Here is a 15,417-nt window from a genome sequence, read left to right on the forward strand (position 1 = left end):
CGGGCCGCCAAGGCCCGGTCCCATCGAATGACTACGGAGACCACCGTCATGTCCGCCTTGACCGGACTGAAAGTCCTTGAACTCGGCACGCTGATCGCCGGCCCCTTCGCGGCCCGCATGTTCGGCGAATTCGGCGCCGATGTCATCAAGATCGAAACGCCCGATGGCCCGGACGGCAAGGGCGGGGGCGACCCGATCCGCACCTGGCGCCACCTGCACGAAGGCAATTCCCTGTGGTGGACCGTGCAGGCCCGCAACAAGCGTTCGGTCGCGCTCAACATGAAGGACCCGGCGGCGCGCGAAGTCGCCTTGAAGCTGGCGCTGGATGCCGACGTCATCGTCGAAAACTACCGCCCGGGCGTCCTGGAGAAATGGGGCCTGGGGTACGAGCAACTGCGCGCCCTGAATCCGGCCACCATCATGGTGCGCCTGTCCGGCTACGGCCAGACCGGCCCGCTGCGCGACCGGCCCGGCTTCGGCGCGATAGGCGAATCCATGGGCGGGCTGCGTTATGTGTCCGGCCATCCGGACCGTCCGCCCGTTCGGGTCGGCATATCGATAGGCGACTCCATCGCCGCGCTGCATGGCGTCATCGGCGCCATGATGGCGCTGCGCCACCGCGACGCGACCGGCGGGCGCTGGAACGGCACGTCGGGCGGGCAGGGGCAAATGGTGGACGTGGCCCTGTACGAGGCCGTCTTCAACATGATGGAAAGCCTGGTGCCGGAATACGACGTTGCCGGCGTGGTGCGCGAGCGCACCGGCGGCGCGCTGCCGGGCATCGTGCCATCCAACACCTACACCACGCGCGACGGCCAGAACATCGTCATCGCCGGCAATGGCGACGCCATATTCCACCGCCTGATGCTGGCCATCGGCCGCGACGACCTGGCCCACGATCCGGCGCTGGCGCGCAACGATGGCCGCGCCCGGCGCGTGGACGACATCGACGGCGCCATCCAGGCCTGGTGCGATACGCACAGCATCGATGAAGCGCTGGACACCCTGCAGCGCGCCGACGTGCCGGTGGGCAAGATCTACAGCGTCGCCGACATGTTCAGCGATCCGCAGTTTCTCGCGCGCGGCATGATCGAGCAGCATCGCTTCGCCGACGGCAGTCCGGTCAAGCTGCCGGCGGTCACGCCCAAGTTGTCGGAAACCCCCGGCGGCACGCGCTGGGTGGGTCCGCGCTTAGGGGAACATACCGAGGAAGTGCTGAAATCCCTGGGGTATGATGCTGCGGCTATCGCCGCCCTGGCTGCTTCGGGCGCCATCGGCACATAGGATTCACCACCTGGAGACAACAAAATGTCCGTGACTCGACGTGATTGGCTCAAGCTTGCCGGCGCGGCAGGCGCCCTGGGCCTGGCCCCCGCCATCGTGCGGGCGCAGAAGCTGGAAAAGAAGGAAGTCGCGATTGCCGTGGGCGGCAAGCCGCTGACCTACTACCTGCCCCTGACCATCGCCGAAGTCCGCGGCTACTTCAAGGATGAAGGCCTGGACGTCACCATCGCCGACTTCGCCGGCGGCGCCAAGGCCTTGCAGGCCGTGGTGGGCGGCAGCGCGGACGTCGTCTCCGGTGCGTTCGAACACGCGCTGAACCTGCAATCCAAGGGCCAGTTCTATCGCGATTTCGTGCTGCAGGGCCGCGCGCCCATGATCGGCTTCGGCGTGTCGACCAAGAACATGCCCAACTACAAGTCGCCGGCCGACCTGAAAGGCAAGAAGATCGGCGTGACGGCCCCGGGTTCGTCCACCAACATGGTGGTGAACTTCTTCCTGGCCAAGCACGGCCTGAAGGCCTCCGACGTCTCCATCATCGGCGTGGGCGCCGGCGCCGGCGCCATCACCGCCCTGAAGACCGGGCAGATCGACGCGATCTCCAACACCGATCCCGTGGTGACGGCGCTGGAAAAATCCGGCGACCTGAAAATCATCGTCGATACCCGCACGCTGAAGGACACCCGGGAAATCTTCGGCGGCAACATGCCGGCCGGCTGCCTGTATTGCTCGCAGAGCTACATCGACGCCAATCCCAACACCGTGCAGGCCCTGGCCAACGCCATCGTGCGCGCCGACAAATGGATCCAGGCGCAGCGCAACAACCTGGACGCCATCGTCAACGCGGTGCCCAAGAGCTATCTGCTGGGCGAGCCGGAGGTCTACAAGGCTTCGCTGCAGGCCAGCATGGATGGCTTTTCGCCGGACGGCATGATTCCCGAGGACGGCGCGGCCACGGCCGTCAACGCGCTCGCCGCCTTCGTGCCCGACTTCGATCCGAAGAAGGTCGATCCGTCCAAGATGTGGACCAACGAGTTCGCCAAGCGCGCCAACCAGAAGTATCCGAATGGCTGACGCAGCACTTGCGCTGGACAATATCACCTGCACCTTCGTTTCCCGGGAAGGTGATACGCGCTATACCGCCGTCCGGGAAGCGACCCTGTCCATCGCGCCCGGCGAGTTCGTGTCGGTGGTGGGGCCGACCGGCTGCGGCAAGTCCACGCTGCTGAATGTCGGGGCCGGCCTGCTGGCCCCGTCGTCCGGCCAGGTGCGTGTGTTCGGCCAGCCGCTGTCCGGCATCAACAGCCGGGCCGGTTATATGTTCCAAGGCGAGGCGCTGATGCCTTGGCGCAATGCGCTGGACAACGTCACCGCCGGGCTGCAGTTCGCCCGCCTGTCGCCCCAGGAGTCCGCCGAGCGCGGCCGCGAATGGATGCGCCGCGTGGGGCTGGGCGGGTCCGAACACCGCTATCCGCACCAGATGTCCGGCGGCATGCGCAAGCGCGTGATGCTGGCGCAGACGCTGATCCGCGATCCCGACATCATCCTGATGGACGAACCGTTTTCCGCGCTGGATATCCAGACGCGCCAACTGATGGAAAACGAGGTCCTGGAGCTGTGGATGGCCAAGCGCAAGGCCGTGCTGTTCATCACGCACGACCTGGACGAAGCCATCGCCATGAGCGACCGCGTCGTGGTGCTGTCGGCCGGCCCGGCCACGCATCCCATCGGCGAGTTCGCCATCGACCTGCCGCGCCCGCGCGACGTGGCGGAAGTCCGCACGCACCCGCGCTTCATCGAGCTGCACGCCGCCATCTGGGACGTGCTGCGCGAGGAAGTGCTCAAGGGCTATGCCCAGCAGAAACTGGCCTGACGGCCATAACGGAAGGCGCCTCGGCTGCCCCTGTCCAACATGATCAAAACCGGTACCAAATCCCTGCGCCTGTGGCAGGTTTCGCTCCTGGTCATCCTGCTGCTGGCCTGGCATATCGCGTCGCGCAGTCCCAATATCGCCTTCTTCTTCGGCCAGCCGCTGGAAGTCGCTCAGCGCATCTGGGCCTGGTTCGTCACCGACGGCGATATCTATCGCCATTTGTGGGTGACGCTGGCTGAAACCGTGCTGGCCTTCCTGATCGGCACCGTGGCGGGACTGGCTTGCGGCCTGTGGCTGGGCCTGTCGCCCAAGGCCAGCGCGATCCTGGACCCCTATATCACCGCCGCCAACTCCATGCCGCGCGTCATCCTGGCGCCGATTTTCGGCATGTGGTTCGGCCTGGGCATCTGGTCCAAGGTGGCGCTGGCGGTCACGCTGGTGTTCTTTATCGTGTTCTTCAATGTCTACCAGGGCGTGCGGGAAGTCAGCACCACGCTGCTCGACAATGCCCGCATGCTGGGCGCCGATCGCCGCCAGCTGCTGCGCTACGTGTACCTGCCATCGGCCACCAGCTGGGTATTCTCCAGCCTGCATACGTCCGTGGGCCTGGCCTTCGTCGGCGCCGTGGTGGGCGAATACCTGGGGTCGGCCAGCGGCGTCGGCTACCTGATCCTGCAGGCCGAAGGCACGCTGGACGTCAATACCGTCTTTGCCGGCATCGTCGTGCTGACCGCGTTCGCGCTGGTGCTCGACGGCATCGTCACCCTGGTGGAACGGCGCCTGATGAAGTGGCAGCCCCGCGCCGGCGAAACCGAGAAGTTGTAGCCCACCCCCCGAAGCGCTGCGCGCTTCCCCCCTCAAGGGGGGCGACGCTGGAGGACCGGCGGAGCCGGATCCTCGGCGTCCCCGCTTTCCGTGGCCCGTCTCATCATGCGGACGGGTACCCTTGTATGGGCCGGAAAGCCTTGACTGGCGCGGGTTTCCGGGAGAAAAGGCGGTTCGAGGTATAATCCCAAGGTTTGATTACTGAATTCTCAAGCCGGGGTTTATCGTGCTGCCGCAATTATTTCCAGGGGTTTTTTCCGAGGGGTCCGATGGGGTGCATCGGCCTTCTCCCGCTATTCTGGCCCTGGCGGACGGTACCGTATTCCGCGGAATTTCCATAGGCGCGCCGGGGCACACCGTGGCCGAGGTCGTGTTCAACACGTCCATGACCGGCTACCAGGAAATCCTGACCGACCCCAGCTATGCCGGCCAGATCGTCACGCTGACCTATCCGCACATCGGCAATACCGGCGTCAACCATGAAGACGTCGAGTCGCGCCAGGTGTTCGCCTCCGGGCTGATCGTGCGCGACTGTCCCGCCCGCGTGTCGAACTTCCGTTCCACCAGCTCGCTGCCGGACTACCTGAAGGCACAGGGCATCGTCGCCATCGCCGGCATCGATACCCGCAAGCTGACGCGCATCCTGCGTGAAAAGGGTGCCCAGGGCGGTTGCATCCTGGCCGGCGACGACGTCGACCGCGCCCTGGAACTGGCGCGCGCCTTCCCCGGCATGGCGGGCCAGGACCTGGCCAAGACGGTGTCCATCGACAAGCGGGGCGAGTGGTCGGAAGGCACCTGGCAGCTGGGCCAGGGCTTCAGCCACCCCAAGGCCGACAAATTCCACGTGGTCGCCTACGACTTCGGCGTCAAGAGCAACATTCTGCGCCTGCTGGCCGACCGTGGCTGCAAGATCACCCTGGTTCCGGCGCAGACGCCGGCCGAAGAAGCGCTGAAGCTGCAGCCGGACGGCCTGTTCCTGGCCAACGGCCCCGGCGACCCCGAACCCTGCGACTACGCCGTCGACGCCACCCGCGCCTTCCTGGATCGCAAGCTGCCGGTGTTCGGCATCTGCCTGGGGCACCAGATCATGGGCCTGGCGGTGGGCGGCAAGACCCGCAAGATGAAGACCGGCCACCACGGCGCCAATCACCCCGTGCAGGACGTGAACAGCAAGCGCGTGTTCATCACCAGCCAGAACCACGGCTTCGAGGTGGACGCAGCCAGCCTGCCGAAGAACGCCCGCGTGACCCATATTTCCTTGTTCGACGGCACGTTGCAGGGCTTCGAACTGACCGACCGGCCCGCCTTCTGCTTCCAGGGACACCCCGAAGCCAGCCCCGGGCCGCACGACATCCTCGTGCTGTTCGACAAGTTCATCAGCCAGATGTCCGGCCAAGCCAAGACTGCCTAAAGATTGCACCATGCCCAAGCGTACAGACATAAAGAGCATATTGATCATCGGGGCCGGCCCCATCATCATCGGCCAGGCCTGCGAATTCGACTACTCGGGCGCACAGGCCTGCAAGGCGCTGAAGGCCGAGGGCTATCGCACCATCCTGGTCAACAGCAACCCCGCCACCATCATGACGGACCCGGAAACGGCGGACGTCACGTACATCGAGCCCATCACCTGGCAGGCGGTGGAAAAGATCATCGAGCGTGAACGCCCCGATGCCCTGTTGCCCACCATGGGCGGCCAGACCGCGCTGAACTGCGCGCTGGACCTCGCCCACAATGGCGTGCTGGAGCGCTACAAGGTCGAACTGATCGGCGCCAACGAGCAGGCCATCGAAAAGGCCGAGGACCGCCAGAAGTTCAAGCAGGCCATGACCGACATCGGCCTGGAATCCGCCAAATCCGGCGTCGCCCATACGATGGACGAGGCCTGGGAAGTACAGAAGCGCATCGCGTCCGAACTGGGTACGTCGGGCTTTCCCGCGGTCATCCGCCCCAGCTTCACGCTGGGCGGCACCGGCGGCGGCATCGCCTACAACGCCGAAGAGTTCGAAACCATCTGCCGCCGCGGGCTGGAAGCCTCGCCCACCAATGAGCTGCTGATCGAAGAATCGCTGCTGGGCTGGAAGGAATTCGAGATGGAAGTCGTGCGCGACAGCGCCGACAACTGCATCATCGTGTGCTCGATCGAAAACCTCGATCCCATGGGCGTGCACACCGGCGACTCCATCACCGTCGCGCCGGCGCAGACGCTGACGGACAAGGAATACCAGATCATGCGCGATGCCTCCATCGCCGTGCTGCGCGAAATCGGCGTGGATACGGGGGGCTCGAACGTGCAGTTCGCGGTCAACCCCGCCAACGGCCGCATGATCGTCATCGAAATGAACCCGCGGGTGTCGCGCTCGTCGGCGCTGGCCTCCAAGGCCACCGGCTTCCCCATCGCCAAGGTCGCCGCCCGCCTGGCCGTCGGCTACACGCTGGACGAACTGCGCAACGAAATCACCGGCGGCGCGACGCCGGCGTCCTTCGAGCCGACCATCGACTACGTGGTCACCAAGGTGCCGCGTTTCGCCTTCGAAAAATTCCCCACCGCCGACGCGCGCCTGACCACGCAGATGAAATCCGTCGGCGAAGTCATGGCCATCGGCCGCACCTTCCAGGAATCCTTCCAGAAGGCGCTGCGCGGCCTGGAAGTCGGCGTGGACGGCCTGAACCAGAAGACCACCGACCGCGAAAAGCTGCAGGTCGAGCTGGGCGAGCCCGGTCCGGAACGCATCTGGTACGTGGGCGACGCCTTCGCCCAGGGCTTCACGCTGGACGAAGTGCACAACCTGACGCATATCGATCCCTGGTTCCTGGCCCAGATCAAGGAAATCGTCGATATCGAGCTGGCGCTGGAACAGAAGACCTTGGCCGAGCTGGATTACGACACGCTGTGGCACCTGAAGCGCCGCGGCTTTTCCGACCGCCGGCTGGCCTTCCTGCTGGACACTTCGGAATCCGAGGTGCGGCGCCTGCGTCATCAGCTGAACGTGCGTCCGGTGTACAAGCGAGTCGATACCTGCGCGGCGGAATTCGCCACGCGTACCGCCTACATGTACTCCACGTACGAAGAAGAGTGCGAAGCCGCGCCCACCGACCGCAAGAAGATCGTCGTGCTGGGCGGCGGGCCGAACCGTATCGGCCAGGGCATCGAGTTCGACTACTGCTGCGTGCATGCCGCGCTGGCGCTGCGTGAAGACGGGTACGAGACCATCATGGTCAACTGCAACCCGGAAACCGTGTCGACCGACTACGACACGTCCGATCGCCTGTACTTCGAGCCGCTGACGCTGGAAGACGTGCTGGAAATCGTCCACAAGGAAAATCCCGTGGGCATGATCGTCCAGTACGGCGGCCAGACGCCGCTGAAGCTGGCGCGCGCGCTGGAAGCCAATGGCGTGCCCATCATCGGCACCAGCCCGGAATCCATCGACGTCGCCGAGGATCGCGAACGTTTCCAGAAGCTGCTCAATAAACTGGGCCTGCGCCAGCCGCCCAACCGCACCGCGCGCACCGAAGCGGAAGCCCTGGCCCACGCGTCGGAAATCGGCTATCCCCTGGTCGTGCGCCCCAGCTACGTGCTGGGCGGCCGAGCCATGGAAATCGTGCACGAGCAGCAGGACCTGGAGCGCTACATGCGCGAAGCGGTCAAGGTCAGCAACGATTCGCCGGTGCTGCTCGACCGCTTCCTGAACAACGCCACCGAAGTGGACGTCGATTGCCTGGCCGACGGCGAAACCGTGTTCATCGGCGGCGTCATGGAGCATATCGAACAGGCCGGCGTGCACTCGGGAGACTCGGCCTGCAGCCTGCCGCCGTATTCCTTGTCGGAAGAAATCATCGCCGAGATCAAGCGCCAGACCACGATGATGGCCAAGGCGCTGAACGTCAGCGGCCTGATGAACGTGCAGTTCGCCATCCAGGACGGCGACGTCTACGTGCTGGAAGTGAATCCGCGCGCATCGCGCACGGTGCCCTACGTGTCCAAGGCGACCGGCCTGCAGCTGGCCAAGATCGCGGCGCGCGCCATGTCCGGCAAGACGCTGGCCTCGCAGGGCGTCACGCGCGAGGTCGTGCCCAGCTACTTCTCCGTCAAGGAAGCGGTGTTCCCCTTCGTCAAGTTCCCGGGCGTGGACACCATCCTCGGACCGGAAATGAAGTCCACCGGCGAAGTCATGGGCGTGGGGGCCAGCTTCGGCGAAGCCTTCGTCAAGTCGCAGATGGCCGCCGGTATCCGCCTGCCGGAAAGCGGTACGGCCTTCATCAGCGTCAAGCCGCAGGACAAGCCCCGTGCCGTGGAAGTGGCCCGTGGCCTGCATGCCCTGGGCTTCAAGCTGGTGGCCACGCGCGGCACCGCGGCGGAAATCGACGCGGCCGGCATCCCCGTGCAGGTCGTGAACAAGGTCACGGAAGGCCGCCCGCACATCGTGGACATGTTGAAGAACGGCGAAGTATCGCTGGTCATCAACACGGTCGAAGAACGCCGCAATGCCATCGCCGATTCGCGTGCCATCCGTACGCAATCGCTGGCGGCGCGCGTCACCTTCTACACCACAATCGCCGGTGCCCGCGCCGCGGTGGAAGGCATGCAGTACATGCGCCAGGGCCACGGCCTGCAGGTGTATCCTTTGCAGACGCTGCACGAGTCCCTCGTGGCGGCGGGCTGAAAGGCTCCGGAATCGACGGTATAACTTCGGCTAACGCCAAGGACCAGAACGGTAATTCGCTGTGCGGTGGAGGTCGAAATGAAATGGTGGATACTGGCGTTATTCGTCGTGTGCGCGACCATCGTGCACTTCCGGGGCAGGGTGCGGCACCGCTTCGCGCGCCAGGCCCTGGACCATTCGACCTTCACGTCGCCGATCAATGTGTTCATGTACGCGTTTTCGCGCGTACCGAACGAACCGTACCTGGCGCTGTCGGAATTTCCGGAACTCAAGGTGCTGCAGCAACGCTGGCAGGACATCCGGGCCGAGGCGGAAGCCCTGTTCTCGGCGGGCCACATCAAGGTGTCCAACACCTATAACGATGCCGGCTTCAATTCCTTCTTCAAGAGCGGCTGGAAACGGTTCTACCTGAAGTGGTACGACGCCGACCATCCGTCGGCGCGGGCCCTGTGCCCCGTCACCACCAGCCTGCTGGCCGGCATCCCGTCCATCAAGGGGGCGATGTTCGCCGCGCTGCCGCCCGGCAGCCGCTTGCCGCGCCATCGCGATCCGTATGCGGGATCCCTGCGGTTCCACATGGGCCTGATCACGCCCAACGACGCGGATTGCTATATCGACGTCGACGGCCAGACGTATTACTGGCGTGACGGCGAAGCGGTGGTGTTCGACGAGACTTTCATCCACTACGCCGAAAACAAGACCGACATCAATCGCATCATCCTGTTCGCCGACGTCGAGCGCCCCATGCGCTATCGCTGGGCGCAGGCGGTCAACCATTTCATCGGCAGTGTCCTGCTGCGCGCGGCGGCCTCGCCCAACCAGGAAGGCGACCGCACCGGCGGCATCAACCGCATCTTCGGTTCGGTGTATGCCGTGCGTCGTTTCGGCAAGCGCATCAAGAAGCAGAACAAGACCCTGTACTACGTGCTGAAGTGGGGCATCGTGCTGGGTATCCTGGCCTGGATTTTCTGGCCCTGACCACGGGCCGGCCCGGCATGCGCCACGTCTTCATCACAGGGGCCAGCAGCGGACTGGGGCAGGCGCTGGCGCGGCACTACGCCGCCCGTGGTATCTCGCTGGGCCTGGTCGGGCGACGCGAAGCCGCCCTGCGGGAACTGGCCGCATCATTGCCGGGATCGCATGCCTGTTATGCCGTGGACGTGCGGGACCGCGCGGCGCTGCACACGGCCGCGCAGGACTTTCTCGCGCGCAGCGGCGGCCTGGTGGATGGCGTGATCGCCAGCGCCGGCATCAGCGCCGGCACACTCACCGAACAAGTGGAGGATTTCGCGGTCTTCGACGCCATCGTCCAGACCAATCTGCTGGCGACGGTGGCCACCTTCGAACCCTTCATCGATGCCATGCGCCGCGCGCGATCGGGCCGACTGGTGGGTATATCGAGCGTGGCGGGCATACGCGGCCTGCCTGGTGCAGGCGCCTATAGCGCTTCAAAGGCGGCGGTCACGGTCTATTGCGAGAGCCTGCGCAACGAGCTGGCCGGCGATGGCGTGCGGGTCGTCACCATCGCGCCGGGCTACATCCGCACCGCGATGACGGCGCACAACCCCTATCGCATGCCCTTTCTGATGGACGCCGACGATTTCGCCGCGCGCGCGGCGATGGCGATCGAGCGCGGGCGCAGCTACACGGTCATTCCCTGGCAAATGGGCGTGGTGGCGAAGCTGATGCGCGCACTGCCCGATGCCCTGTACGACAGGCTGGCGCGCAATGCGCCGCGCAAGCCGCGGCAGCACTAGACGATATCGTCAGCCGACAGCGTGGCGATGTGCGTGACGTCGCCCCATCCCATCACATGCCATTTGCGGTTTTCCACCGCAAGCCGGTTCACGCCGGCGTTCAACAGCGCGGCGTCGCGCGCATGCGTCAGCGGTATGCCATGCGCATGCCGCCAGACGATGTCGAGCACTCCCCCATGGGTGAAGACCAGCACACGGCCACCGCCATGGCGCTCGCCGATGTCATCGATGGTGGCGACGATGCGGTTGTGGAACTGGCGCAGCGTTTCGCCGCCATCCAATGGGCGGTCGGGCTCGCGGCTCTTCCAGGCGGCGGCTGCCTCCGGCTGTTCGACATCCAGGCGATCCATGGTGACGCCTTCCAGCACGCCGTAGCAGCGTTCGCGCAGGCCGGGCTCGGGCCGGACCCGCAGATCCAGGCGCGCCGCCGCCGGCTCGGCCGTATGCAGGGTGCGCTGCAGGTCGCTGCTATACAGGGCGTCGAAGGCGCCGTTGCGGGCGTCCTCGTACAGGCGTTCGGCCAGGCGGCGGGCCTGGTTCACGCCATGGGCGTTCAGTGGCGTGTCCTGCCAGCCTTGCAGCCTGCGGGCACGGTTCCAGTCGGTTTCTCCATGGCGGATCAGCCAGATTTCGGTCATGAGATTCGGGGGATGAAAGTGGTGCGTAGACGCCGGCGCGTTCGGTCGGTCGCGCGCCGCAAACCACGATAGTATCCACAAATCCCACGGCCGGCCGGCCGCGCAGGAAATCGGCGCCGGCCGCGCTGGCCCCTGCCGTCTCAGGCAGTGATCGAGCCCTTGGCCGCCTCGGCCTGCTGCTGACGCAGGGCGGCGATCTGCGCCTGCAGCGTGGCGGCTTCACCGCTCAGCGCCTGCAGCTGTCCGGCTTTTTGCTCTTGCGGGATCGAACTCGCTGCCAGCCGCTGGATCTGCAACTGCACCTGGCGCAGCTGTTGTTCCAGCATCTTGATCGTACGGCTGATGGGGTCGTCGCTTTCGCCCTGGTCGGCGGCCTGGGCGCCCGGCGCCGGCCGGGCCTGGAAGTTGGTGCTGCCGCGCTGGCCGTCGGCCGCTGGCGCATCGTTGCCACCGGCTGCGGCCGTGCCGACCGGCTGTCCCTTGGCGTCCGCTGTGTTCTCCTGCACCGAGCGGGGACCCAGCGGCGACGACACGTAGGCCGAGGCGAGCGTGGAGGAAATCACGGAAATCGTCATGTCAGTTCCTGGATAGCCTGATCTGAGTTACGGCACGCTACCGTAAAAACTTGAGCCCCGATAAACTTGCGGCCGATTCCTACATCAGCGGGGGAGGGAAGACATGTCCGGTTCGTATTTTCCGCGTTGGCGGCTGGTCCGTGAAATCGCGCCCGGCGCGGTCATGGCGCCCGATGAGCGCCTGCCTTGGCCCAAGACCGCCGCGATGGGCTTGCAGCACGTGGTCGCCATGTTCGGCTCCACGGTGCTGGCGCCATTGCTCATGGGCTTCGACCCCAATGTGGCCATCCTGATGTCGGGCATAGGATCATTGATCTTTTTCGTGTTCGTGGGCGGCCGCGTGCCCAGCTACCTGGGCTCCAGCTTTGCGTTCATCGGCGGCGTGATCGCCGTCACGGGCTACGCGGGCGCGGGTCCGAACCCCAATATCGGCGTCGCCTTGGGCGGCATCATCCTGTGCGGACTGGTATACGCGCTGCTTGGCGTCCTGGTCTGGACCGCCAACGCGGGAAGCGGGGGCGGGGCGCGCTGGATCGAAGCCTTGATGCCGCCGGTCGTGACAGGCGCCGTCGTGGCCGTCATCGGCCTGAACCTGGCGCCGGTCGCCGCCAAGGGCGCCATGGGCGCGTCCGGCTTCGACGCCTGCATGGCCATCGTCACCATACTGTGCGTGGGCGGCATCGCCGTGTACACCCGCGGGATGCTGCAGCGTCTGCTGATCCTGGCCGGGCTGATTCTGGCCTGCGTGGTCTACGCCATCTGCGCCAACGGCCTGGGCCTGGGCAAGCCCATGGACTTTTCCGGGGTGGCGGCCGCCGCCTGGCTGGGCTTGCCGCGTTTCGCCGCGCCGGTTTTCCAGGCCTCCGCGATGGGCCTGCTGGTGCCCGTCGCCATCATCCTGGTGGCGGAGAACCTGGGGCATATCAAGGCGGTCAGCGCGATGACCGGCCGCGACCTGGACCGTTACCTGGGCCGCGCCTTCGTCGGCGACGGCATCGCCACCATGGTCTCCGGCGCGGTGGGCGGCACCGGCGTGACGACCTATGCCGAGAATATCGGCGTCATGGCCGTCACGCGCATCTATTCGACCGTGGTGTTCGCCGTCGCCGCGCTGATTGCCATCCTGCTGGGGTTCTCGCCCAAGTTCGGGGCGCTGATCCAGACCATTCCGGGACCCGTCCTGGGCGGCATGTCGGTCGTCGTCTTCGGGCTGATCGCGGTCGCCGGCGCGCGCATCTGGGTCGTCAACCGGGTGGATTTCAGCGACAACCGCAACCTGATCGTGGCGGCCGTCACCCTGGTCCTGGGCGCGGGGGATTTCACCGTGCGCCTGGGCGAATTCGCCCTGAGCGGCATCGGCACCGCCACGTTCGGCGCCATCATCCTGTACGCCCTGCTGCGCCCCCTGGGACAGCGCGGCCGCGAGGGCTGAGGCCGACGGCGCCGCTGCGCTGGCTCCCCGGGGGAGGCGGTCTCCGGCGCGGGAAGCCTGTCCCGCCCGGCGGCTTGCAATTCAGTCCGACTTTGACCACAATGATGCTTGATCGCCCCGGTTTCCGAGCCGGGGTTTTGTTTTGGTCGAAGCTTGCCGCAGCCGGCGTGGACGCCGGCAGGGAAGAGCAGGCACGGCGGGAGGCACCGCTGGGAAACTGGCCAGGGAACCCGGCGGGTTTCCTTCAGGCAGAGTACTGGCGCAGCCCGCGGGGCCGCGCCCACCCGTTGCCGGGCGCGATAGCACTGTCCCTGTTTGTACATCCCTGGCCGGCTTGAAGCCGCCGCGCTTTGACCGTTATCGAAACGCCCCCGGCGGGGGCGTTTTCCACTTTTAGTAGAGATTGCGATATGTCAGCCATTCCGTTGACGGTGGACGGCGCCGAACGCCTGCGCCTCGAATTGCACCGGCTCAAGACCGTTGAGCGGCCTTCCGTTATCAATGCCATCGCGGAGGCCCGCGCCCAGGGCGACCTGTCCGAGAACGCCGAATACGATGCCGCGCGCGAGCGCCAGGGCTTCATCGAGGCCCGCATCGCCGAGCTCGAGGCCACGTTGTCGAACGCGCACGTGATCAACCCCCTGGAACTCGAGGCCGATGGCCGGGCGGTTTTCGGCGCGACGGTGGAGATCGAGGACCTGGATTCGGGCGACCGGCTGGTGTATCAGATCGTCGGTGACGTCGAGGCGGACATCCGCGCGAACAAGATTTCGGTTTCCAGCCCGGTCGCGCGCGCGCTGATCGGCAAGAGCGAAGGCGACGTCGTGGAAGTCCAGGCGCCTTCCGGCGTGCGCGAGTACGAGGTGATCGGCGTCCGTTACCTGTAGGTCTTGGCCGGTGCGAGCGCTTGCCGCCGCGGGCGCGGATGACGGACCGGCCAGGGAGGGCGGCCAGCCAGCGGACCGGCCGGCGGCCCTAGCGCTTGACGGTCTTGCGGGCTGGCCGCTGGAGGCCGCTGCGGGCGCCGGCACGCAGGCTGAGCGCGCTGCCCGAGCGCCGCGGGATACCGTGCGACGGGGCCGCGGCCTTGCGCGTACTGGGACGTACCGGCTTGCCGGCCTTGTTCAGTTCGCCGCGGTCGGGGCGGCGTTTGTCGTCCGCGTCGTCGGCCGTCTTGCGCGGCGCCCGGGCGGGCTTCGCCAGGCTTTTGCCTTCCGCCGCCAGCTTCTTGGGGGTATAAGGTTCCGAGGCCTTGCGCTTGGGCTGGCCTGCCGGCGCGGCGGGCGCGACCGGGGTGGGCATGGCGGCGCTGGGGCGATACAGGATCAGGACTTTGCCCAGGTGATGAACCGGTGCGCAGGACAGCGAGTCGCAGATGGACGCCAGCATTTCCTCGCGCGTGTCGCGGTCTTCGCCGCCCGCGCGCACCTTGATCAGGCCGTGCGAAGTGAGGTTGGCGTCGATTTCCTTGAGGACCGCGTCCGACAGTCCCTTGTCGCCGATCAGGACGACGGGGCGCAAGGCGTGGGCGGCGGACCGCAACGCACTACGCTCTCGAGATGTAATTTCTAATATAGGCATGGCGGAATTGTACGGGAATGGCCAAGAATAAATTCTCCAAGGACTGGCTGCACCAGCATATCAACGATCCCTACGTGAAGATGGCGCAGCAGAAGGGTTATCGCGCCCGCGCCGCCTTCAAATTGATCGAACTCCTGGATACCGAAAAGCTCATGCGGCGCGGCGACGTGGTGGTCGACCTGGGCTCCGCCCCGGGCAGCTGGTCGCAGGTGGCGCGCGAACGCCTGGCGGGGCCGGGCGGGATCGTCGACGGCCGTATCGTCGCGCTCGATATCCTGCCCATGGAGCCCGTGGCGGGGGTGGAGTTCCTGCAAGGGGACTTTCGCGAGGAATCGATGCTGGAGATACTGGAGAAAACCCTGGATGGGCAGCCGGTGGACCTTGTGATTTCCGATATGGCCCCCAACCTGTCGGGAGTAGGTGACGCCGATGCGGCGCGCATCCAGCACGTGTGCGAACTGGCGCTGGAGTTTTCGCTGGCCCATTTGAAGCCGGACGGCGCGCTGATCGTCAAAGCCTTCCACGGCAGCGGGTTTTCCCAGATCGTGCAACTGTTCAAGCAGCATTTCAAGCGGGTGGTGGAGCGCAAGCCAAAGGCATCGCGCCCCAATTCGTCTGAAACTTTCCTTGTCGCGAGGTCCCTGAAACATCCGGGCTGAGGTCGCCAGAAGCCCTGAAAAGGCCGTTCTCCGGGGAACGGCCCACTTAAGCCCCTCGACGGGGTAGAATCGCTATTGACATCCTTGTGGTTGTGTCCTATGGCAGAGGCTGCCGCAATCACTGGTCGG

At 65.9% G+C, this 15,417-nt stretch carries 14 protein-coding genes; 11 read left to right on the plus strand and 3 right to left on the minus strand.

Features of this window, described 5'->3' with window-relative positions; genetic code table 11:
* Positions 1–48 precede the first annotated feature (48 nt).
* The 8 genes from CAL12_RS06480 to CAL12_RS06515 all read left to right on the plus strand — a co-directional run bounded on the left by CAL12_RS06480 (position 49) and on the right by CAL12_RS06515 (position 10,403).
* The gene (locus CAL12_RS06480) at positions 49–1,284 is read left to right on the plus strand and encodes a CaiB/BaiF CoA transferase family protein (protein ID WP_086063739.1); all 1,236 of its coding nucleotides are present in this window, start codon (positions 49–51) and stop codon (positions 1,282–1,284) included.
* Between the two features lie 24 nt (positions 1,285–1,308).
* Entirely contained in the window at positions 1,309–2,355 is a 1,047-nt protein-coding gene (locus tag CAL12_RS06485) for an ABC transporter substrate-binding protein (RefSeq protein ID WP_086063740.1), read from the plus strand.
* Positions 2,348–3,154 (plus strand): ABC transporter ATP-binding protein, encoded by an 807-nt coding sequence (locus tag CAL12_RS06490; RefSeq protein ID WP_086063741.1) that lies wholly within the window; start codon positions 2,348–2,350, stop codon positions 3,152–3,154. The genes CAL12_RS06485 and CAL12_RS06490 overlap by 8 nt, the downstream gene beginning before the upstream one ends.
* Positions 3,155–3,193: 39 nt before the next feature.
* Positions 3,194–3,979: an ABC transporter permease gene (locus CAL12_RS06495; protein WP_198298393.1), complete on the plus strand. Its 786-nt coding sequence runs from the start codon at positions 3,194–3,196 to the stop codon at positions 3,977–3,979.
* A 274-nt stretch (positions 3,980–4,253) separates the two neighbouring features.
* Positions 4,254–5,390, plus strand: coding sequence for a glutamine-hydrolyzing carbamoyl-phosphate synthase small subunit (gene carA, locus CAL12_RS06500; RefSeq protein ID WP_420042757.1), 1,137 nt, complete (start codon positions 4,254–4,256; stop codon positions 5,388–5,390).
* Positions 5,391–5,400: 10 nt separating this feature from the next.
* Complete coding sequence (carB, locus tag CAL12_RS06505; protein WP_086063743.1) at positions 5,401–8,646, plus strand: carbamoyl-phosphate synthase large subunit; 3,246 nt, start codon at positions 5,401–5,403, stop codon at positions 8,644–8,646.
* Positions 8,647–8,724: 78 nt separating this feature from the next.
* A complete protein-coding gene (gene lpxO / locus CAL12_RS06510; protein WP_086063744.1) occupies positions 8,725–9,624 on the plus strand; it encodes a lipid A hydroxylase LpxO in 900 nt (299 codons plus the stop codon).
* A gap of 17 nt (positions 9,625–9,641) precedes the next feature.
* Positions 9,642–10,403 carry an SDR family oxidoreductase gene (locus CAL12_RS06515; protein ID WP_086063745.1) on the plus strand — a complete coding sequence of 254 codons (762 nt, stop codon included), beginning with the start codon at positions 9,642–9,644 and terminating at the stop codon, positions 10,401–10,403.
* Here the strand turns inward: CAL12_RS06515 and CAL12_RS06520 are convergent.
* Positions 10,400–11,041 carry a histidine phosphatase family protein gene (locus tag CAL12_RS06520; RefSeq protein ID WP_086063746.1) on the minus strand — a complete coding sequence of 214 codons (642 nt, stop codon included), beginning with the start codon at positions 11,039–11,041 and terminating at the stop codon, positions 10,400–10,402. The genes CAL12_RS06515 and CAL12_RS06520 overlap by 4 nt on opposite strands.
* A 140-nt stretch (positions 11,042–11,181) precedes the next feature.
* Positions 11,182–11,616, minus strand: a complete 435-nt coding sequence (locus tag CAL12_RS06525) for a FlxA-like family protein (RefSeq protein ID WP_086063747.1) — start codon at positions 11,614–11,616, stop codon at positions 11,182–11,184.
* 103 nt (positions 11,617–11,719) lie between these two features.
* On the opposite strand from CAL12_RS06525, the gene CAL12_RS06530 reads away from it, so the two are divergent.
* Both CAL12_RS06530 and greA read left to right on the plus strand, forming a co-directional pair.
* Positions 11,720–13,048 carry a solute carrier family 23 protein gene (locus CAL12_RS06530; RefSeq protein ID WP_086063748.1) on the plus strand — a complete coding sequence of 443 codons (1,329 nt, stop codon included), beginning with the start codon at positions 11,720–11,722 and terminating at the stop codon, positions 13,046–13,048.
* 410 nt (positions 13,049–13,458) lie between these two features.
* Positions 13,459–13,935: a transcription elongation factor GreA gene (greA, locus tag CAL12_RS06535; protein WP_086063749.1), complete on the plus strand. Its 477-nt coding sequence runs from the start codon at positions 13,459–13,461 to the stop codon at positions 13,933–13,935.
* Between the two features lie 88 nt (positions 13,936–14,023).
* Here the strand turns inward: greA and CAL12_RS06540 are convergent, their stop codons facing one another.
* Positions 14,024–14,629 carry a YhbY family RNA-binding protein gene (locus tag CAL12_RS06540; RefSeq protein WP_086063750.1) on the minus strand — a complete coding sequence of 202 codons (606 nt, stop codon included), beginning with the start codon at positions 14,627–14,629 and terminating at the stop codon, positions 14,024–14,026.
* 17 nt (positions 14,630–14,646) lie between these two features.
* Between CAL12_RS06540 and CAL12_RS06545 the strand changes: the two genes are divergently transcribed.
* Positions 14,647–15,288, plus strand: a complete 642-nt coding sequence (locus CAL12_RS06545; RefSeq protein ID WP_086063751.1) for an RlmE family RNA methyltransferase — start codon at positions 14,647–14,649, stop codon at positions 15,286–15,288.
* Positions 15,289–15,417 lie beyond the last annotated feature (129 nt).

Source organism: Bordetella genomosp. 8 (assembly GCF_002119685.1).
Taxonomy (GTDB): Bacteria; Pseudomonadota; Gammaproteobacteria; order Burkholderiales; family Burkholderiaceae_B; genus Bordetella_C.